The organism is Sorangium sp. So ce145 (assembly GCF_051525985.1).
Lineage (GTDB): Bacteria > Myxococcota_A > Polyangia > Polyangiales > Polyangiaceae > Sorangium > Sorangium cellulosum_B.
Window position 1 is genome coordinate 10,455,241 of sequence record NZ_CP150315.1, and the last position, 19,210, is coordinate 10,474,450.

Here is a 19,210-nt window from a genome sequence, read left to right on the forward strand (position 1 = left end):
ATGCTGCTGTCGCGTTTCTGGTACGGGGTGCTCGCGCTCGCGCTCGGCGCCGCGGTCTTCGTCCTCTTCGTCGCCGCGCAGCTCTACAACCGCTCGAGCCACCGCGCGATGAGCGAGGCGCTCAGCGCCGACTCCAGCGCTGTCGAGTGGTTCCTCAACGACGACGCCCGGAAGCGCTCGAGCGCGCTCATCCGGGTCGCGCTGAACCCGGCCCTGCGGACCGCGCTCGCCAAGTCGTCGGCCGAGGCCAAGCCCGGCGCCGAGGTGCGCGAGAAGGCCCGCACCGCGCTGCGCACCGCGACCGCGGAGGTGCCCCCGGAGCTCAAGTTCGATCACGTGTGGGCCGTCGACGCTGCGGGGCGGGTGGTGGCGTCGGTGGACTTCGAGCACCGCGAGGACTGGGAGCTCGGCGGCTACCCGCTGGTCGCCGACGCCCTCCACGGCTGGATCCGCGATGACGCGTGGGTCTGGAAGGGCCGCATCCTCCGCGTCGTGGCGCGCCCCGTCGAGCAGGACGTCAACGGCGAGCCGGTCGGCGCCGTGATCGGCGCCAAGCTCATCGACGACACCTTCGCCCGCGCCGTCACGAAGCGCACCGGCGCCGCCGTCGGCTTCTACGCCGAGGGGGCGCGCGTCGCCTCCGGCGCGCCCGAGGGGTTCGACAAGGCGAACCTCGACCAGATCACGCAGGATCTGAAGCTGCTCGACGACAACAAGGACTACATCGAGAAGGGGCGCTCGGAGGTCCGCGTCATCGGCCAGCACCTCGGCGTGGTCTACGCGCGGCTGCCCGGCGAGGCGTGGGAGCTCGGCGCGGGCTACGCGGTCGGCCGCCTCGCGGCGTCGGTCGACTCGCCGCTCAACTTCCTCGACAAGGCGAACAACGACGACAAGAGCGAGGTGCCCACGGTGCTGATCCTGGCCGGCGTCCTCGCCATGGCCGCGATCGGGCTGGTGCTCTCGTTCCTGGAGCACACGCGGCCGCTCCATGTCTTCCGCGGCGAGGCGGCGCGCTTCTCCAAGGGCGAGGTCGACGTGCTGGCGCCGAGCCGCTTCCGCGGCGCCTACCGGAAGATCGCGGCCGACATCAACGACGGCGTCGAGAAGGTGGCCGCGAAGGGCGGCGCGCCCCGGAAGGCCGCGGACCTCGAGCAGGTGCTCGGCCCGATCCCGACGCAGCCGGCGATGAGCGCGTTCTCGGTGCCGCTCGGCCCCGGCGAGCCGCGCCCTGACTCGCGCCCCTCGTACCCGAAGCCCATGGTGAGCCCGCGCGGCCCCACGCGGCGGCCCGGCTCGCACCCGCTCAGCGGCCCGCCGCCGGCCCGCGACTCCGTGGAGCCGGTCGAGGCGATCGAGGAGGTCTCGGACGCGGGGATGGCGATCTCCGCCCTCGATCCCGCGGGCGCTCCCGGGCGCCCGCCGCCGCGGCGCCCGCCGCCGCCGCCGCCGCCCAGGGCGCCGGGGGCGCCCGCCGCGCCGAACCCGCTCCCCGAGCCGATGAGCGCGCCGGCCGCGCAGGCCGCGCCAGCCGCGCCGGCCGCGCAGGCCGCGCCAGCCGCGCAGGCCGCGCCGGCCGCGCCGCAGGACGGCGCGGGAGAGCCGGACGAGCTCACCGAATGGAACGCCGTCTACGAGGAGTTCCTGTCGGTCAAGCAGCAGTGCGGGGAGCCCACGAACGCGCTCACCTTCGAGAAGTTCAAGGGGACCCTGCAGCGCAACAAGGACGCGCTCGTGGCTCGCCACAACTGCTCGCGTGTTCGCTTCACGGTCTACGTGAAGGACGGCAAGGCGGCGCTCAAGGCGTCTCCGGTGAAGTGAGGCCGCGCGGCGGGGATCGCCGCGCGGCGGGGACGGGGGGGTCATGAAACGAGGATCTGCCGGCGCCGCGGGCGCCGCGTTCGCTGCGATGGTGGCCGCCGGCGCCGCGCGCGCGTCGTCGGGGCTCGACTCGCCCGACATCGGGGTGCTCCAGCTCGGCCGCGGCGGGGCGTGGGTCGCGCGGGCGGACGATCCGCTCGCCGCCTACTTCAACCCGGCGGGGCTCGCCTCACAGCGGAGCGGCGCCCACGGCGGCGTCCACTTCATCCAGCTGGCCCAGTGCTTCACGAGGCTCGGCCCCGGCGGCCGCCCCGTCCCGCCGAGCGCCACGACGGCGATCCCGGCGCCCGGCAGCGACGGGGGCCCCGACCCCGAGGTGTGCGCCGAGGGCGGCCTGTTCCCGAACCCGCAGCTCGCGGCGACCCTGCGCTTGAGCGACGCGCTCGCGCTCGGCGTCGCGGTGCTCGGCCCGCACGGCGTCGGCGAGCGGGCATGGCCCGAGTCGCTCCAGTACACGCACCCGAGCTTCGGCGACATGACGCAGCCGTCGCCCCAGCGGTACCTGCTCACGTCGCTCGACGCCCTGATGTTGATGCCGACGCTCTCGGTCGGCTTCACCCCCGCGGAGGGGGTCTCGCTCGGCGCCGGCTTCATCTGGGGCACGGCGGCGATCGATTTCGTCAACTTCAGCGAGGCGCTCTCGGGCGAAGGGGGCGACGACTTCAAGGCGCACGGCGATCTGCGCACGCGCGCGGAGGCGACCGACCTCTTCATCCCAGGCTTCGTCCTCGGCGCGCGCTGGGCGGCGGCGGCTCACCTCGACCTGGGCGCATGGTTCAAGTGGCAGGACGCCGTGCGCGCGAAGACCGATCTCACCATCGAGTCCCGCTACTGGACGCCGGCAGGGGCGAAGGACGAGGACCCCTGCAAGGGCGAGGCGCCGGAGTGCAACGTCACCGAGGAGCAGGGCGCCGGCGATCTCACGATGCGGATCCCCATGGAGGCGAAGCTCGGGCTCCGGTACCACATGCCCCGCGCCGGCGCGCGGCGCGCCTCCGCCGCCGAGCCCCGCGTCCGCGACCCGATGGCGGATGACCTCTTCGACGTGGAGCTCGACTTCACCTGGGCGAACAACAGCGCGGTCGACGCGATCGAGGTCCGGTTCCGCGAGGGCATCCCCGTGCGCGGCACGACCGTGGGCACGGTGCCGCCCAACGCCGACGTCCCGCACCGCTGGCGAGACGTCCTGGGAGTCCGGCTCGGCGGCGATTTCGTCGTGCTCCCGAGCCTCCTCGCGCTGCGCGCAGGCGGCTTCTTCGAGACCAAGGGGCAGGACGACGCCGATCTGAACCTCGACTTCCACCTCGGCTACCGGATCGGCGTCGGGGCCGGCGTGACCGCGCGAGTCGGCCCGGTCGACATTTCAGCCGCGTTTCAGCACACGTCCTTCGGTGCGCTGGACAACGGCGGGAACGGGCGCCTCAAGGCCGTATCCGGCGCTGCGCTGAGCGGCTACCGCAGCATCCAGAGCGTCAACGGCGGCCGCTTCGAGAGCAGCCTGGACGAGTTCGGTCTGAGCGGAACCATGCGCTTCTGAGCGGGCGGCTGCTCGGACGTGGCTCCGGCGTGGCTCCGGCGTGCCTCCGGCGTGCCTCCGGCGTAGTGGAGCGGAGCGCAGGACGCGCGGAGCCGCGGTGCAGCGGAGGCGCGCCGGACCGCCGGGGCGGTCGACGCGGAAGGCGGTCGCGCCTATAAGATGCCTCCACCATGAGTGAATCGAACGTCCGCAACCTGGTCATCATCGGCTCCGGCCCCGCCGGGCTCACCGCCGCCATCTACGCGGCGCGCGCCAACCTGAAGCCGCTCCTCATCGAGGGCTTCAGCGCCGGCGGCCTGATCCCGGGGGGCCAGCTCATGTTCACGACCGACGTCGAGAACTACCCCGGCTTCCCCGAGAAGATCACCGGCCAGGAGCTGATGCAGCGCTTTCGCGATCAGGCCGCCCATCAGGGCACGGAGATCGTGACGGCGGACGTGACCAAGGTCGAGCTGACGGGCCACCCCTTCAAGGTGTGGGTGGAGGACACGCTCTACCTGGCGAAGGCGGTGGTGATCGCGACGGGCGCGCGCGCCAACTACCTCGGCCTCGAGAGCGAGGACAAGCTCAAGAACAAGGGCGTCAGCGCCTGCGCGGTCTGCGACGGCGCGCTCTTCCGCGGCCAGGACGTCGTGGTCGTCGGCGGCGGTGACACGGCGATGGAGGAGGCCACCTACCTGTCCGGGCTCTGCAGCAGCGTCACGCTGGTGCACCGCCGCGACGAGTTCCGGGCGTCGAAGGCGATGATCCAGCGCGTGGTCGAGAACCCGAAGATCAAGATCCTCTACAGCCACGTGGTGGAGGAGGTGCTCGACGTGAAGGCCGACATGGTGACGGGCGTCCGCGTGAAGAGCACGAAGACGGGCGACAGCCACCTCGTGCCGGCAGCGGCGATGTTCGTCGCGATCGGCCACACGCCGATGACCGATCTCTTCGTCGGGCAGCTCGACACGCACCCGAACGGCTACCTGAAGACGGTGCCGGGCTCGACGCGCACCAACATCCCGGGCGTCTTCGCCGCGGGCGACGTGCAGGACTGGAACTACCGCCAGGCCGTCACGGCCGCTGGCACGGGCTGCATGGCGGCCCTCGACGCGGAGCGCTGGCTCGCGCAGCAGGGCGGCCACTGAGAGGACGACCATGGTCGAAGCGCTGCGCGAAGAGCTCGCCGATCTGACCGCCTCGGTCCGGGCGTTCCTGGAATGGCACGCAATGACCGGCGCGGACGGAATGCCGGGCCACCCAGCAGCGCTCCACGAGGCGCTGGGCGCGGCTTCTTCGGACGGCGCTACGCCGGCGCCTCGGCGGCCGGAGCGCGGCTTCTCCGGGCAGGATGCGCCGTCGCCGCCGGTGGCGCGAGGGGGCAGCGGCGCGGCGTTCTCGCCGCCGCCGCCGCGCGGTGGCGCCGCGGGCGCCCCGCTGCCGCCTCCGGAGCAGCGCGAAGCCGCCGCGAGCGCCTCCCTGCCGCATCCGGAGCAGCGCGGTGGCGCTGCAGGCGCCTCCCCGCGGCCGGAGCAGCGCGGCGGCCTCGAGTCGCAGGGGGCCTGGTCGCCGGCGCAGGCGCAGCGAGGTCCCGAGCCGTCGCCCCGGCCTGCCGTGGGCGCCGCACCGGCACATCGCGCGGATACGGCTGCACGCGCGAGCGCAACGCTGCCGGACACGAAGGAGGAGCGCGCGGCGCGGCTCTCGCTCCTCGCGGAGGAGGTCCGCACCTGCCAGAAGTGTCCGCTCCACGAGGGCCGCACCCACACCGTGTTCTCGCGCGGCGACCCGAGCTCCGAGGTGGTGTTCGTCGGCGAGGGGCCAGGGGCGGAAGAGGACCTGCAGGGGCAGCCGTTCGTCGGCGCGGCCGGGCAGCTGCTCGACAAGATGATCGCGGCGATGGGGTACCACCGCGACGAGGTCTACATCTGCAACATCGTGAAGTGCCGGCCGCCGAAGAACCGGAAGCCAGAGCCGGCCGAGATGGCGGCCTGCAGCCCGTACCTCACGGCTCAGCTCGCGCTGATCAAGCCGAAGGTGATCGTGGCGCTCGGCGCCACCGCGGTGCAGGGGCTGATCGGCACGAGCGAGGGGATCACGAAGCTCCGTGGCACGTGGAAGCTCTACAAGGGCTCGATCCCGATCATGCCCACGTTCCACCCGGCCTACCTGCTGCGCCAGCCGAGCGCGAAGCGCGAGGTCTGGAGCGACCTGAAAGAGGTGATGCGCCACCTCGGCAAGAGCGCGCCCGACAGAGGCTGAGGTGGCCGCGTGCGCTTCCGGGCGCGGGCAGCCAGCGGCTCAGGTACCCGCCGTCCGCGCAGGCGCGGAGCCGCAGGCGCTCGCCGCTGTCGGCGCAGGCGCCGAGCCGCACGCGCCCGGCGAATCGAGCCCGGCCGAGCGGCCCTCGCTGCTGTCGATCGTGCGCTGCGCGCTGGTCCTCCTCGGCGCCCTGCCCTGGTGCCTCCCCCTCGCGCGGAGCCGCGCGCCGCTCGGAGAGCTCGGCGCAGCGCTCGATCGTGTCTTCGCGCCGATGTGCCACCGGATGCCCGAGCGATCCATCGCGCTCGACGGCGTCGTCATGCCGCTCTGCAGTCGCTGCGCTGGCATCTTCGCCGGGATCGCGGCGGGCGCCGCGATCGCGCGCCCTCGCCTGGCGATGGCGGCGTGGCGCCCGATCCTCATCGCCCTCGCCGCGCTGATGGCGGTCGACGTGGCGACCCAGGACCTCGGGCTGCGCCCCGTCTGGCATGCGAGCCGCCTCGCCACGGGCGTTGCCTTCGGTTATGCCGCGGCCGCGGCGTTCCTCGCGCAGATCGCTCGCCGCCCGCTCTAGGCGCTACTTGCGGCCGCCCATGGCCCTGCACTCGTGGACGGGGCCCTTCGTGGCGTTGCGAACGCAATCGCTGTACGCGGCGAGGCCGTCCTTCCACTTGCCCGTGTCCTGGAGCGCCGAGCCCAGATAGAGATAGGGGAGCGCGTCGCTCGGATCGGCCGCGATGGCCGCGCGAGATGCCTCGATCGCGTCCTTGTACCTGCCGCGGTTGAGGAAGCTCAGCGCCTCCTTCTTCAGCTTGCCCGCGTCCTCCGCGCTGGCCGCCGGCGCCGCGGCCTTTTCCGCGTCAGCCTTCTCCGCCGCATCAGCCTTCTCCGCAGCGGCCTTTTCCGCGTCAGCCTTCTCCGCAGCGGCCTTCTCCGCGTCAGCCTTCTCCGCCGCAGCCTTCTCCGCGTCGGCCTTCTCCGCGTCGGCCGCCGCCTTCACCGGATCGGGAACGGCGCCGGCCCCTTTTGCAGAGGACTCCGTCAGCGCCGACTCGGTTTGCGCAGGCGTCTTCGCCCGTGCCGGAGAGGGAGCGCCCGCCGCGGCCAGGAGCTTCGTCTCGACGGGCGCTGGCTTCGGAGCCGGCGCGGCCATCGCGACCGGCGCCGGTGAGGACGGCTTGCTCGAGAACACCGCCTTGGTGACGACCGCCACGGAGATCACCCCGGCGAGCCCCGCGACCGCCGCGACGATCCGACGAAGGCGCGCCCGCCGGGCGAGGGTCTCGGGCGACAGCTGATGAACCACGACGAGGCGCTCGTCAGCGTGATCGTCGGGGCCGCTGGCCACCTCGGCGAGCGGCGGGAACGACTCCTCCTCCTCGCGCCGAAAGAACGCTGCCGTGGGCGAGGAAGGGTCTATCAGATCGAGCGCATCCTCGTCGGACGCCAGCTCATCGGGCGGGGACGCAAGGGCACCCGGCTGGCTCGGGGCGCCGGCTTGTGGAGCCATGATCAACGGGTCGTGCTCCAGCGCCTTGTCAGGGTCCGCGCCGTCCGTGTCGCCTGGAACGGCGCGCTGCGCGGCGAACGCCTCGGACGCCGGCGCGAGCGCAGCCACCGGCGCAGCCGCGGCCACCGGCGCAGCCGCGGCCACCGGCGCAGCCGCAACGACCGGCGCAGCCGCAACGACCGGCGCAGCCGCGGCCACCGGCGCAGCCGCAGCGACCGGCGCAGCCGCGGCCACCGGTGCAGCCGCAGCGACCGGCGCAGCCGCGGCCACCGGCGCAGCCGCAACGACCGGCGCAGCCGCGGCCACCGGCGCAGCCGCAACGACCGGCGCAGCCGCGGCCACCGGCGCAGCCGCAGCGACCGGCGCAGCCGCGGCCACCTCCGCGACGATCGGCGCGGCGGGCGCCTCGAGAGCCGGCGACACAGCGGGAACGTCGTCCGCGGCGCTGGCCGCCAGCGCGGGAGCGGCGGAACACTCGGCTACCTCGGCGACGACGTCCGAGCCGCTCGCGACCGGCCTCGCGGAGTCCCTGGTCGCGACGGCCGGCCCCTCAGGCGCCGCCGACGCCCGCGGCTGGGAGGCCCGGGGACGGAGACTTCGGCCCCTGTTCGCGCGGGCCGATCCAAGAAGTCGCTTCGACATGTCCGAACCATCCTCCCGTGATTGTCACGCCCCCGATGGCGCAGGGGACCGGCGACTCGCCCTATTCATGATCCAGGCCGACCCCAACGGCGAGCGCTCGCCCGTGCATTTCCGTGCCTTCGCAGCGCCATCGAGTGTGCCGGATCGTGCCGCGGTCACCCCAGCCAACCCTACCCGCGCTCGAACGAGCACACACGCGATCTCGCCCCACCGCGTTCGACAGCCCCTCCGCAAAAATGCGCACCGAGCGCACCCGCTGCCCCCTGCGGCCGGTCCGCCCTGAAGGCACGGCGATCCAGGTGATGGAGCCCCCCGGCGCCGCGCACGTCAGCCTCCACCGAGCTGCACCGGCCGCCCCGCGACCGGGGCAGCGCGGAGCAGGACGAGCGTGTCGAGCTTCTTCTTCGCGTCGGAAGCCATGACCGTGCCCGCCAGGTTGTGCGCCATCTCCCAGGGCACCTCGTCGTCCGCCGAGAAGAAGGCCACCGTCGCGCTGCACGCGGCGATGTCCTTCGTGAGCTGCTCGCCGGTGTTCGACAGATCCGGGCCGGCGAGCCCCTTGCGCTGCTTCTTGCCCATGCCGCCGCCGAACGGCCAGATCGCCGTCGCGAGGTCCTTCAGCACCATCGTGCTGACGGCGCAGGGGGGCGGCTTCGACGCGCGCCCCTCGGGGACCACCGTGATCTCCTTCGGGAGGTCGTCTCGCCCGTCGGTCTTGATGACGACCTTCGGCGCGCCGGCCGCGCCGAGCTCGGTCACGACGGCGGCGACGGCGCTCGGCTTCGCCCTCTTGTCGGCCAGCAGCGTCACGGGCTTGCCCTCGATCGGCAGCTCGCGGATCACCTTCGTCAGCTTCTCGGGCCCCTCCTTCTGCGCCAGATCCACGCGCTGGCCGCCGATGTAGGGGCCCATGGAGTCGACGAGCAGCTCGGGCATGCCCTTCGGCTTCGGCGGCGCGACGGGCGCCTCGACGCTCGGGGCCACCGTGGCGGCCGCGCCAGGCTCGGAGGGCTTCGGCGCGCTCTCGCACGCCGCCGCGGCCAGGAGCAGGCCGGCGGCGAGCGCGAGGCGCGGCGAGGCGCTGACAAGGAGGCAGGAAGCTCTCATGACGCGGCAGTGTAACCAACCGGCCTGGCTCCGCGCACCTCCGCTGTGCGAGAGTTCGCGCGATGGCTTCTCCGCTCGTCGAACGGCTCGCGCAGCTCGGCTCGTCCGCCCGAACCGCGGTCGAGGACGAGCGGGGGCAGACCACCTTCGCGGCGCTCCTGGAGCGAGCCCTCCGCGTCCGCGGCGCGCTGCTCGCCGGCGGCTCGCGGCGCGGCGCGGGTGAGGCCGAGCGCCCGAGCTCCCTCGAGGGGGAGCGCATCCTGCTCCTCGTGTCGCCCGGCGCGGCGTGGGTCTCGGCCTTCCTCGGCACGCTCCTCGCCGGGGGGATCGTGCTGCCGCTGTCGGCGCTCTATCCGCCGGCAGAGCTCGAGTGGCTCGCGAGCGACGCCGGCGTGCGGCGGATCGTCACCGACGGCGAGCTCGCCGCCGTGGCCGCCCCGATCGCGCAGGGCCGCGCCGTGCTCCGCGTGGAGGATCTCGAGCGCGCCGCACCCGGGCGAGACGCGGAGATCTCCGACATCGCAGCGGGCGATCCGGCGCTCCTGCTCTACACGAGCGGCACGACCGGCAAGCCGAAGGGGGCGCTGCTCACGCACCGCAACCTGGCCGTGCAGGCGGAGCTCCTGCGCGCGGCCTGGGGCTTCTCGGATCATGACCTCTTGCTGCACGCGCTGCCGCTGCACCACCTCCACGGCGTCGTCATCGCGCTCATGACGTCGCTGCTCGCGGGCAGCGCGACCAGGATGCTGCCGCGCTTCGACGCCCAGCGCGTCGCCGCCGAGATCGCGCGCCGCTCGGTGACGTCGTTCATGGCGGTGCCGACCATGTACCAGCGGCTGTTCGAGCACGTCGACCGGGGCGGCGCGCCCGGCTTCGCCGCGGGGGCGCAGGCCCTGCGGCTCGCGACGAGCGGCTCCGCGGCGCTGCCGGTGACGCTCGCCGAGCGCTGGCGCGACCTCACCGGCACGATCCCGCTCGAGCGCTTCGGGATGACCGAGATCGGCGTCGGCATGAGCAACCCGCTCGATCCAGGCGCGCGGCGGGCAGGCTGGGTCGGCTTCCCGCTGCCGACCGTCGAGGCCCGCATCACGGACGACGCGGGCAACGCGTGGGCGGCGGGTGAACGACCGCCGGGGGAACGGCCGGCGGCCGACCCGCCAGCGCCGGGCGACGCCGCGGTCGCGCGAGGCGAGCTCTGGATCCGCGGGCCCAGCGTCTTCAAGGGGTACCTCGGGCGCGAGGACGCCACCGCCGCGGCCTTCCAGGACGGCTGGTTCCGCACCGGCGACGTCGCGGAGCGCTCCAGCGACGGGCGCTTCCGGCTCCTCGGGCGGACCTCGGTCGATATCCTCAAGAGCGGCGGATACAAGCTGTCCGCCCTCGAGATCGAAGAGGCGCTGCGGGAGCACGGCGCGATCGCCGAGGTCGCGGTGATCGGCGTCCCTGACGAGGCGTGGGGAGAGCGCGTCGTCGCGGTCGTCGTCGCCGCGCCCGGGCGAGAGGCGGAGTGCGCCACCGGACCGCTCCGCGCCTGGGCGAAGGAGCGCCTCGCGCCCTACAAGGTGCCACGCGAGTCGATCGTCGTGCGGGCCCTGCCGCGCAACGCGATGGGCAAGGTCGTCAAACCAGAGCTCGTGAAGACCATCGCAGCGGGCATTGCCGTGGAGGAGCGCGGTCCTCTCACGCGGTAGACGCGCGGTCGTCGCTGCTTGACCGACGCGCTCGGCTCCGGCCTACTCGACGCCAATGCAGCCTGCCAGCCCCATGGTCCAAGCCCAAGCCGCGTACGGCGGCCTCGCGGTTCAACCGTTCTCGCACCCCACGTACACGATCAAGCGGCCTTTCTGGTCGCTGCTCGGCCGCAAGTTCCACGTCTATGCGCCCGACGGCTCCCTCGTCTGCTTCGTCAAGCACCCGCTGCTCAAGCTGCGTGAGGAGTTCACCCTCTTCGCGGACGAGTCGGAGTCGCAGCCGCTGCTCACGATCCGCTCGCGGCAGGTCATCGCCCTCAACCGGTGCCTCGACGTCCTCGACGCACGCACCGGCGAGCGCGTCGGCACCATCCGCTCGCGCGGGCTCAAATCGATCGTCCGCGACACCTGGGACATCCTCGACCCCGGGGATCAGCCGGTCGGGCTGATGCAGGAGGACGGCGCCGCGCTGCTCCGCCGCATGTTCCCGCTCCTCATCGGGAAGTGGCACATCGAGCTCCACCAGCAGGAGGTCGCGAAGGTGAAGCAGGTGTTCCGGTGGTTCGTGAAGGAGTTCACGCTCGACCTGTCGATGAACCAGGGGCGAATCGACGCCCGGTTCGCCATCGCCTGCTCCCTGCTCGCCCTCATGGCCGAGACCGCGCGCGAGTCCCGCTAGGCGGCCCCCACCCGAGACCCGCGGCGGCCTCGCGAGAGGCCCTCGGATGCTGCGGCCGGCGCGGCCTTCGGTCGCGCGCACTGGCCCGCTCGCCGAAACTTGGCCCATTTCCGCGAGCTCTGCGAGGGTCCCGCGCGATGCGCCTCGATCCTGTCTCCCGCCTCGACTCCGCCTCCGAGGAGGGCCGACCGACGTCCCCCCCTGCGCCCCCGTGCGGCACGGCCCGCTTCGCCCCGAGCGAGCAGGGCGCCGACTCCGAGCGCGAGCTCAGGTCGCAGCGCTTCCTCTGGGCGAGCGCCCCGGCGGCGCCGGACGGGCAGCTCCGCGCGACGATCGAGGAGGCCGTCGAGCTCGCGCTGGCCCTGCGCGGCGCGCTGCCGCCGCGGGTCCAGGCAGGCGCGCCGCTCGAGGTGGTGATCGCCGACCAGATCTTCCGGGCCAGGGCGCTCGGCGCCGCGGGCCTCGCCGTCGCCCTTCCGCGCCTCGCGGGCGGGCGCTCGGCCTCGCCGCGCGCGCTCCACCCGGACGACAGCGCGACGCTCCTCGCCTGGCTCGGCGCGGCGCGCGAGGCGCCCGTCGCCCTCGTCTTCGACGAAGACGACAGGTCCGCGCAGGTGCTCGCGCCGGTGCCCCTCGCGGACCTCGTCGAGAGGAGCACGCGCGACGGGTACGGCGCCGTCTCCTCCATGTCCCCGCGCGGGCAGGCGCGGAGCCTCGCGGCGCGCGGGGAGGAGCGCCCCGCCGGGCCGGCGCAGCCGGGCGCCGGAGCGAGAGCCCCGGTCGAGGCGCTCCCGGCGGGGCCGACAGCCGTGAACGAGGCGCTCCAGGCCGGACCGACAGCCCCGGACGAGGCGCTCGAGGCCAGGCCGACGGCCCCCGAAGCGCACGGAGCGCCGGCGTCGCCCGCCTCCGCCGAAGGGCGGACGGACGGGCGGCTGCGCGGCGTGCTGCCCCCCCGCTCCTCGAGGATCCGCCGCGCGGACGCGCCGGCGGCCGTCGCCGCGAGAAGCGCCGTCGCGGCGCGGGCGCCGGGCGCGAGCACGCCGCCGGCCACGGACGAGACGGCCGCGATGGCGCCCGCCAGCGCCGAGCCGAGCGCGCCGGCCGCCGAGCCGGGCGCGCCGCACGAGGAGCGCGGCGCAGCGATGACGCTCCGGCCGCCGCGAGGGGCGCACGAGGCCGCGCCGAGCGCGCCGAGCGCGCCCAACGCCGACGGAGCCCACGCGGACGCCGACGCGCCCCCGCAGGCGCGGCAGGAGCGGAAGGCGCCGCGCGACCGGGTCCTCAGCGCGGCGGAGTGGCGCGCGCTCGCCGTCGAGCTCGACAACGCCCGCGGCCCGAAGCCGGTCCGGGTCATCGAGCAGCTGTTCGCGACCCACTACACGCCGCTGCTCGGCGCGACGCTCGCCGGCGAGACGGACGCTGCCGTGCGCGGCGTCGTCGACAGCTGGAGGAGCAGCTTCGAGCACAGCTACCGGGAGGCGTTCTCGGCGCTGCGCGTGACCGGCAAGCGGCCGCCCATGGTGTTCGATGCGCCGGACATCGCCGCCCGCATCGCCCGGCTCAACGGGGCCCGCGGGGTGAAGCTCCTGCTCGTGGACGCGATGCGCTTCGATCTCGGCGAGCGGGTCGCCGCGCACCTGAAGGAGATCCTTGTGGATCGGGCCATCCTGGTGGAGCGATCGCTCCTCTGGGCGGCGCTGCCGCCGACGACGACCGCGCAGCTCTCGCTGCTCGCCCGAGGGCCGGACGGGCTCCGCGAGACGATGCCACCGAGCGAGGCGGAGCCCGCCATCGCCCGCGGGCGCGCGGTGGCGACGCTGCGGCGCGAGCGGGTCGGGTCGCGCGAGCTGATGAAGCTCGACCTCGTGGAGGCGCGCCTGCGCGCCGCTGGGCCGCCGTTCGCCGAGCGGATCGAGGCCATCGCGGAGGAGGTCGCCGACGTGATCGCGCGGTTCATGGCCAGCCTGCCGCCGCGGACGCTGCTGCTCGTGTTCGGCGACCACGGGTTCCGCATGACGCCGATGGGAGACGGCAGCGCGACCGGCCCGGCGTCGCAGGGCGGAGGCTCGCCCGAAGAGGTGCTCGTCCCGGCGCAGGCGTGGCTCGTCGGCGGCGTGCACTGAGGCCCTCGACGGCGATCCTCCCATCCCGGACCACGATCCTCCCATCCCGGACCACGATCCTCCCATCCCGGACCGCGATCCTCCCCTCCCGGACCACGATCCTCCCATCCCGGACCGCGATCCTCCCATCCCGGACCACGATCCTCCCCTCCTGAACGGCACGGCGATGTCGTGCCGTCGCATGAGGACTACAGGGAGGGAGCTGCTCCGGCCGAGAGGAAGGCGGTGAGCGCCGGGAGGACGAGCGCCGGCTCCTCCAGGTGGGGCGCGTGCCCGAGCGGCACCATGTGCAGCGTGGCGCGGGGGATCGCCGCGGCCGCGGCGATGCCGATCGGCGCCGGGAACACGTCGTCGCGCTCGCCCCAGAGCACCAGCGTCTCCGCGTCGATCTCGCCGAGCCGCGGGAGGCGATGGGGCACGGCGCCGAGGGCGGGGAACAGCGCGTTGAACGCGGCGACGGGCGCGACCCGGCCGTCCGGCACGGCGTAAAACTCGCCGTGCAAGGCGGCCAGACGCTCGCCGAGCGGGGTGGGCCGCGGCGGACGGAGGCGCCGGAAGAGCGCGGGGCCGAGCACCCGCACCAGGCGCTCCGGCGGGGCGCGGAAATAGGCGCGGCTCCACGCGGTCATGACGGGACCGACCCCCATCGCGCCGATGAGCACGAGCTTCCGCGGGCGCGCGCGCTTGCGGAGCGCGATCTCCGCCGCGACCAGCCCGCCCAGGGAGTGGCCGACGAGGGCGGCGCCGCCGAGATCCAGCTCGAGGAGGAGCTCCTCCACGGGATCGGCGAAGAAGCGGAGGCCTTCCTCGAAGCCCCCGCCCTCGAAGGGCGGAGACGACGCGTGGCCGAAGCCGGGGAGATCCACCGCGACGACGCGGTGGCGCCGCGCGAGCTCGGGGAGCAGCGGGAACCACGTCGTCGCGGCGTTCCCACGGCCGTGCAGCAGGACCACCGGCGAGCCGCCGCCGCCCTCCAGGTAGCGGAGCGTCGAGCTCAGCGCGGCGCGGCGATGCACAGCGAACGGCGGCGCGCCCGCGGTGAGCTCCGCAAGGATCGCGCTCTCGACCGGGCCCAGGCGGGAGACGACGGCGTGGACGTTCGTCACAGGCGCATTCCGTAGCGCGATCGAAACGGCGCGGGAATGCCCAGCCCAGAAGCAGCCCAGAACCAGAAGAACCAGCGAGAGAGGGCCGCCGCCGCGCCCCCTCCTTCAGTCCCTGCCGTGCCCGGGCCCGAGGATGAGCTGCATCTTGGCCATGGGATCGAAGCCCTCCACGTGCGGCGGGTGGTGGCACTGCGTGACGCAGCTCTGGGGCGGGGGCGACAGCACGATGAGCCCCTTCTTCTCGGGATCCTTCGCGTGAAGCGAGCCGGGGCCGTGGCACTCCTCGCACTGCACGTTCTGCAGCGACGCGTTGTGCGTCACCGTGGAGCCGCCCGGCTTGCCGTACCCAGTCACGTGACAGCTCACGCAGTCCAGGTTGAACTCCTTGAAATCCTGCTCCAGCGTGGCGTAGGCCCGCGCGTGCGCGGTGCCGTCGAAGACCTTGCGCTCCTCGTCGTGGCAGTTCGTGCAGGCGTCGATGCCGATGTAGCTGGCCTCGCCCTTCGCCGGCTTCTCGGGGACGCGATCCGCGAAGGCCTGCTTGTTGTGGTCGTTGACCCGCTTGTAATAGGCGAGGAGCTGCCCGGCGACGTCCTTGTCGGCCCCGAGCTTCTCGCGCACCTCGACCGAGCTGTAGCGGAAGAAGCTGCCGGTCACCTTCGTCTCCGCCGCCTCGAGCCGCGCCTTCTCGGCCCGGAGCTTCTCGAGATCCGCCTTCCGCGCCTCGACGTCCTTCGCCGACACCCGCTTGTCGCCCTCCCAGCCGTTGAGGCGGATCTCGAGCTCCCGGATGCGCTCCGACAGGCTGATGAGCTCCCCGGCCTTCGCGACGCCGCCCGCGTCGGCGAACACGAGCGGGCCGCTGCCGCCGCCTCGAACGAAGAGGTCCACGACCGCCACCGACTGGAGGTGGTTCGGCGTCTCCACGACCAGCGTCGACCCGATGATCTCCGGCGGCTTCGGGCCGTCGTTGCCGTCGCCGCGCTCGCTCGGCTTGCCGAGCACCAGCACGTGCAGCTCCGGCACGCTGTCCGCGAGCCGCAGCGCCTCGCCCCTGGGCAGCGCCGCAAGCCCCACGAAGACGCTCGCGCCCTGCTTCTTCGCCTCCTCGACGCCCGCCTTCATCGCGTCGATCGCCGGGCCGGCCTTGACGCCCTCGGGGTAGGCGCCGGCGCGGCCCTTCGGGTCGCTCACGCCGATGAGGCCCACCTTCACGCCGGAGACGTCGCGCACGACGACGCCCTGGACGCCCTTCGCGCCCTCGAGGTTCTTGCCGAGCAGCGCCGCCCCGGACTGCTCCTGGTACTTGCCGAGCGCCTCCGCGCCGAGCGCCCAGTCGTTCTCGCCAGGCGCCCACGCCGTCAGCCCGATCTCCTTCGCCGCCAGCGCCATCGCCTCGGCCTTCCACGCGTCCTGCGAGGAGCGCTCCGGCTTCACCTCGGGGTCCGTGAAGAGCATCGGCCCCGCGCCGACCACGAGCCGATCCGGGGCCTCGCCGCGCTGGGCCTCGATCAAGGCGGCGAGGTGGTCGATGCCTCCCAGCTGATCCTTCGTGCAGCCGCACGGCTCCAGCGCGCCAGCGACGGTGCTGAGCACGTAGAGCCGCACCGTCGGCTTGCTCGCGTTCGCGTCCACGTCCGCGTCCGCGCTCACGGCGGCCGTCGCGGGGAGCTTGCACCCCTGACAGGCCGAAGCGAAGGCCGCCGCGGAGATCGCGACGAAGGGGATCAAGAGCGCGTATCCGCGACGCACTCCGCGAAGAAGCGAGCGCTTCATGCTCGCGCTATAGCACAGGGGCCCGGGCGCACCGCCGGGGCCGCGCCGAGAGGGCGGGGGCGCGCTCAGAAGCTCGACGGCGCGAAGGGCAGGACCGTCTTCAGGTCCGCGTCGTTGAACCGGAGCTGCAGGCCGATGAAGTAATCCCGGCGATCGCCGTTCAGGATGTCGTCCATCCCGCCGAGCAGCCACAGCTTCCGGATGAACTCGTACGCGAGCGCGACGCGCCAGCGCGGCGACAGCTCCTCGCCGAAGCCGAAGAGGTCCTGGCGGAGCTCGAACCTGTCGTCGAGCAGGTGGAGATCGAGGCCGAGGCCGCCCGTCGACTCCTTGATGCCGAACCGGCCCGTGAAGGGGCCGAGCCGCTTCGCGAACTGGAACGAGAACCGGAAGGCGTTCGTCGTGATCGTGCGGACCTCGCGGTAGTGCGCGGGCTCGTTCGGGTTGGTCGTGTCGACGTCGATCTGCTGGAAGTCCGTCTTGCCGCGCGGGTCGTTCACCAGCTCGACGACGTAGTACTTGTCCTCCGTCGGCTGGAGCCTGAGCTCGACGTAGCTCTTGATGGTGTTCGCCAGGAAGTTGTAATCGGTCCGCAGCCCGACCACCGTCTGGAACCGGCTGAGGCCGCCGACGAGCTCGCCGACGTTCTCGACGACCGTCTCGACCTCGTTGATCAGCGTCTCGTCCCGGGTGATGCGGCCGAGCGTCCCCTCCCCGCGGTCGACGCGCGCGGCGACGCTGTCGACGTGCTTCAGCGCCGACTCGAGGCTCTCGGTCGCGCGGCCCACGCGCTCCGCGGCGCTCCGGAGCTCCCCGGGCTGCCCGTTCCGGCCGGGCACCTCGGCCGCGGCCGTCATCATGCGGATGTCGCGGCTCACCTGCTCGACGTTGCGCAGGATCTCCCGCAGGCGCGGGCCCGAGTCGCCCGTGATCTGGTTGATGTTGTTGATGGTCTCGGTGACGCCCGCGCGGTTCTCGCGCACGGTCGCGTTCATCTGCTCGGTGACCTCGGCGAGGTTCTCGAGGATCTGCGCGAGCCGCTCCTGCCCGCCCTCGGAGCCGACGGTGTTCCTCAGCGTCTCGGTGACGGTCTTGACGTCCTTCAGGATCTCGGAGACCTGCCCCTGCATCGACTGGATCGTCGGCTCGTCGATGTAATAGAGGACCCTCCCCTCGTCGGGGATGCGCGGCTTGCCCTCGGTGCCGGGCGAGAGCACGACGAACGACTCGCCGATGAGGCTCGTCGCGCGCTTGCCGATGGCCGCGTCCTCGTAGAGCGGGACATCGGGGCTCATCTTGATGTCGATGCGCGCCTGGCCGTTGTAGAGCGAGATCTTGTCGACGACGCCGACCTGGATGCCCGAGATCATCACCCGCGACTGCGGCGATACGCCGATCGCGTCGGGCAGCGTGGCCCAGACGCGGTAGCCGTTCCCGCCGCCGACGTCGCGCGAGACGAAGCGGTACCCGCCGTAGGCCGCGCCCGCGAGCACGATCGTCATCACGCCGACCTTCGCGGCCTTGGAGACCTCAGCCATGCTGCGCGACGGCCACGGTAGCACGAGCCGCCCGCGGGACCGCGCGGCTTTCGCGGCGGCGCAGGGGAACGAGCGCCGGGGCGGGAAACCTGCTAGCCGAGTCGAATGCGGTCATGGTGGGCCAGCGGGGTGCTCGGCGCGGCGCTCGCCTCCGCGGGCGCGGCGGCCGCGGAGCCGCCGGCGCTCACGTGGGAGGCGACGACGCGCTCGCCACAACCCCCCAAGGCGGTCTCGCCGGAGATCGCCGCGCTCGCGGCGCGCTGCGGCAGCGCGGACGCGGCGCTCGCCGCCGTCGCCCAACGCAACGTCGAGCGGCAGCTCCAGGGCGGGGAGATCATGCCGCCCGACGAGCTTTCGTTCACGCTGCGCGCCGCCGGCGCGCCGCACGCCTGGCCGAGGGGATGGTCGATCTCCGGCCGAGGGCTCGGGCCGGCGGAGATCGGGGCGCGGATCGACGGCTGGCTCTCGGGGTGGACCACCCTCGGGGTGCGGCGATGTGGGGTGGCCCAGGCGAAGAAGCCGGACGGGACGGTCATCGTGTCCGCGATCGGGGTGGACGCGCTCGCGGATCTGTCGCCGCTGCCGACGACCGCGCGGGTAGGGCAATGGGTGACCCTCGAAGGGACGATGCGGGTCCCGGCGACCGCGGCGAAGGTGGTGCTGCTGGGGCCGCGGGGCGCGCCCAAGACGGTGCTGAGCTCCCTGTCGGGCGCGCGGCTCCGCTCGAGCTTCGCGGTCGATCAGCCGGGGAGCTGGCTCGTGCAGGTGCTGGCCACGGTGTCGACCGGGCCGAGGCCCGTGCTGGAGGCGATGATCTTCGCGGGGAGCGCTCCGCCGGGCCGGTTCGTCCGCGCGGCGGCGCCGGGCGAGGAGGCCGCGAAGGGGGCGCAGGGCGACGAGGACGCGATGCTGCGGATGATGAACGCCGCGCGGGCGTCGGAGCGCCTGCCCGCGCTCGCGCGCGACGCGGCGCTCGCCGCGCTGGCGCGGGCGCACTCCGAGGAGATGATCAAGGCGAAGATGGTGGGCCACGACGTGGGCTCGGGCGATCCGGCGGCGCGCCTCAGGGCGGCCGGGTACGAGGCGACGATCGCGGGGGAGAACGTGGCCAGCTCGGGCACGACCGAGGGCGCGCACCGCGCGATCTGGGCGAGCCCGTCGCACCGGGGCAACCTGCTCGACCGGCGCTACCGGAGGACCGGCGTGGCGGTCGTGCGCGACCCGACCGGCCGGGTCTGGGTGACGCAGCTGCTCGCAGGGTGACCGCGGGCGCCGCGGCGCTGCGCTGACGTACGCGGTTCCCGTACCCCGAGGGCGGACGCGCCTTGCGGCGGGCGGGCGGGCGCCAGCCGCGCGCCAGCCGCGCGCCAGCGGCT

Annotated in this window: 14 protein-coding genes; 9 read left to right on the forward strand and 5 right to left on the reverse strand. The window is 73.7% G+C overall.

What is annotated here, in order from left to right; translation table 11 throughout:
• The 5 genes from WMF34_RS38860 (at position 1) to WMF34_RS38880 (ending at position 6,233) form a co-directional block, all read left to right on the forward strand.
• Positions 1–1,818, forward strand: a complete 1,818-nt coding sequence (locus WMF34_RS38860; protein ID WP_437990949.1) for an MXAN_5187 family protein — start codon at positions 1–3, stop codon at positions 1,816–1,818.
• 43 nt (positions 1,819–1,861) lie between these two features.
• A complete protein-coding gene (locus WMF34_RS38865; protein ID WP_437990950.1) occupies positions 1,862–3,415 on the forward strand; it encodes an OmpP1/FadL family transporter in 1,554 nt (517 codons plus the stop codon).
• Positions 3,416–3,585: 170 nt separating this feature from the next.
• Entirely contained in the window at positions 3,586–4,545 is a 960-nt protein-coding gene (gene trxB / locus WMF34_RS38870; protein WP_437545928.1) for a thioredoxin-disulfide reductase, read from the forward strand.
• A gap of 10 nt (positions 4,546–4,555) precedes the next feature.
• Positions 4,556–5,659: a uracil-DNA glycosylase family protein gene (locus tag WMF34_RS38875; protein WP_437990951.1), complete on the forward strand. Its 1,104-nt coding sequence runs from the start codon at positions 4,556–4,558 to the stop codon at positions 5,657–5,659.
• A gap of 1 nt (position 5,660) precedes the next feature.
• Positions 5,661–6,233: a DUF2085 domain-containing protein gene (locus WMF34_RS38880; protein ID WP_437990952.1), complete on the forward strand. Its 573-nt coding sequence runs from the start codon at positions 5,661–5,663 to the stop codon at positions 6,231–6,233.
• Between the two features lie 3 nt (positions 6,234–6,236).
• Here WMF34_RS38880 and WMF34_RS38885 read toward each other — a convergent pair whose 3' ends face one another.
• Positions 6,237–7,592 (reverse strand): hypothetical protein, encoded by a 1,356-nt coding sequence (locus tag WMF34_RS38885; protein WP_437990953.1) that lies wholly within the window; start codon positions 7,590–7,592, stop codon positions 6,237–6,239.
• A 546-nt stretch (positions 7,593–8,138) separates the two neighbouring features.
• Positions 8,139–8,918, reverse strand: a complete 780-nt coding sequence (locus tag WMF34_RS38890; RefSeq protein ID WP_012240248.1) for an ExbD/TolR family protein — start codon at positions 8,916–8,918, stop codon at positions 8,139–8,141.
• Positions 8,919–8,980: 62 nt separating this feature from the next.
• On the opposite strand from WMF34_RS38890, the gene WMF34_RS38895 reads away from it, so the two are divergent.
• The 3 genes from WMF34_RS38895 (at position 8,981) to WMF34_RS38905 (ending at position 13,414) form a co-directional block, all read left to right on the forward strand.
• Positions 8,981–10,609, forward strand: coding sequence for an AMP-binding protein (locus WMF34_RS38895; RefSeq protein ID WP_437990954.1), 1,629 nt, complete (start codon positions 8,981–8,983; stop codon positions 10,607–10,609).
• A gap of 73 nt (positions 10,610–10,682) precedes the next feature.
• Positions 10,683–11,288 carry a hypothetical protein gene (locus tag WMF34_RS38900; protein ID WP_012240250.1) on the forward strand — a complete coding sequence of 202 codons (606 nt, stop codon included), beginning with the start codon at positions 10,683–10,685 and terminating at the stop codon, positions 11,286–11,288.
• Between the two features lie 137 nt (positions 11,289–11,425).
• Positions 11,426–13,414 carry a hypothetical protein gene (locus tag WMF34_RS38905; protein ID WP_437990955.1) on the forward strand — a complete coding sequence of 663 codons (1,989 nt, stop codon included), beginning with the start codon at positions 11,426–11,428 and terminating at the stop codon, positions 13,412–13,414.
• Positions 13,415–13,602: 188 nt separating this feature from the next.
• Here WMF34_RS38905 and WMF34_RS38910 read toward each other — a convergent pair whose 3' ends face one another.
• The 3 genes from WMF34_RS38910 to WMF34_RS38920 all read right to left on the reverse strand — a co-directional run bounded on the left by WMF34_RS38910 (position 13,603) and on the right by WMF34_RS38920 (position 17,834).
• Positions 13,603–14,520, reverse strand: coding sequence for an alpha/beta fold hydrolase (locus WMF34_RS38910; RefSeq protein WP_437990956.1), 918 nt, complete (start codon positions 14,518–14,520; stop codon positions 13,603–13,605).
• Positions 14,521–14,625: 105 nt separating this feature from the next.
• A complete protein-coding gene (locus WMF34_RS38915; RefSeq protein WP_437990957.1) occupies positions 14,626–16,251 on the reverse strand; it encodes a multiheme c-type cytochrome in 1,626 nt (541 codons plus the stop codon).
• Positions 16,252–16,361: 110 nt separating this feature from the next.
• Positions 16,362–17,834, reverse strand: a complete 1,473-nt coding sequence (locus WMF34_RS38920) for an MlaD family protein (RefSeq protein ID WP_012240254.1) — start codon at positions 17,832–17,834, stop codon at positions 16,362–16,364.
• A 105-nt stretch (positions 17,835–17,939) separates the two neighbouring features.
• Here WMF34_RS38920 and WMF34_RS38925 point away from each other — a divergent pair, with 105 nt between their 5' ends.
• Positions 17,940–19,097, forward strand: a complete 1,158-nt coding sequence (locus tag WMF34_RS38925) for a CAP domain-containing protein (RefSeq protein ID WP_437990958.1) — start codon at positions 17,940–17,942, stop codon at positions 19,095–19,097.
• Positions 19,098–19,210: the final 113 nt, after the last annotated feature.

Bases quoted from the DNA above. Each gene is read 5' to 3' on its own strand.
- WMF34_RS38900 (WP_012240250.1), top strand. From the start codon at position 10,683: ATGGTCCAAGCCCAAGCCGCGTACGGCGGCCTCGCGGTTCAACCGTTC.
- WMF34_RS38890 (WP_012240248.1), bottom strand. From the start codon at position 8,918: ATGAGAGCTTCCTGCCTCCTTGTCAGCGCCTCGCCGCGCCTCGCGCTC.
- WMF34_RS38925 (WP_437990958.1), top strand. From the start codon at position 17,940: ATGCGGTCATGGTGGGCCAGCGGGGTGCTCGGCGCGGCGCTCGCCTCC.
- WMF34_RS38920 (WP_012240254.1), bottom strand. From the start codon at position 17,834: ATGGCTGAGGTCTCCAAGGCCGCGAAGGTCGGCGTGATGACGATCGTG.
- WMF34_RS38875 (WP_437990951.1), top strand. From the start codon at position 4,556: ATGGTCGAAGCGCTGCGCGAAGAGCTCGCCGATCTGACCGCCTCGGTC.
- trxB (WP_437545928.1), top strand. From the start codon at position 3,586: ATGAGTGAATCGAACGTCCGCAACCTGGTCATCATCGGCTCCGGCCCC.
- WMF34_RS38905 (WP_437990955.1), top strand. From the start codon at position 11,426: ATGCGCCTCGATCCTGTCTCCCGCCTCGACTCCGCCTCCGAGGAGGGC.
- WMF34_RS38895 (WP_437990954.1), top strand. From the start codon at position 8,981: ATGGCTTCTCCGCTCGTCGAACGGCTCGCGCAGCTCGGCTCGTCCGCC.
- WMF34_RS38860 (WP_437990949.1), top strand. From the start codon at position 1: ATGCTGCTGTCGCGTTTCTGGTACGGGGTGCTCGCGCTCGCGCTCGGC.
- WMF34_RS38865 (WP_437990950.1), top strand. From the start codon at position 1,862: ATGAAACGAGGATCTGCCGGCGCCGCGGGCGCCGCGTTCGCTGCGATG.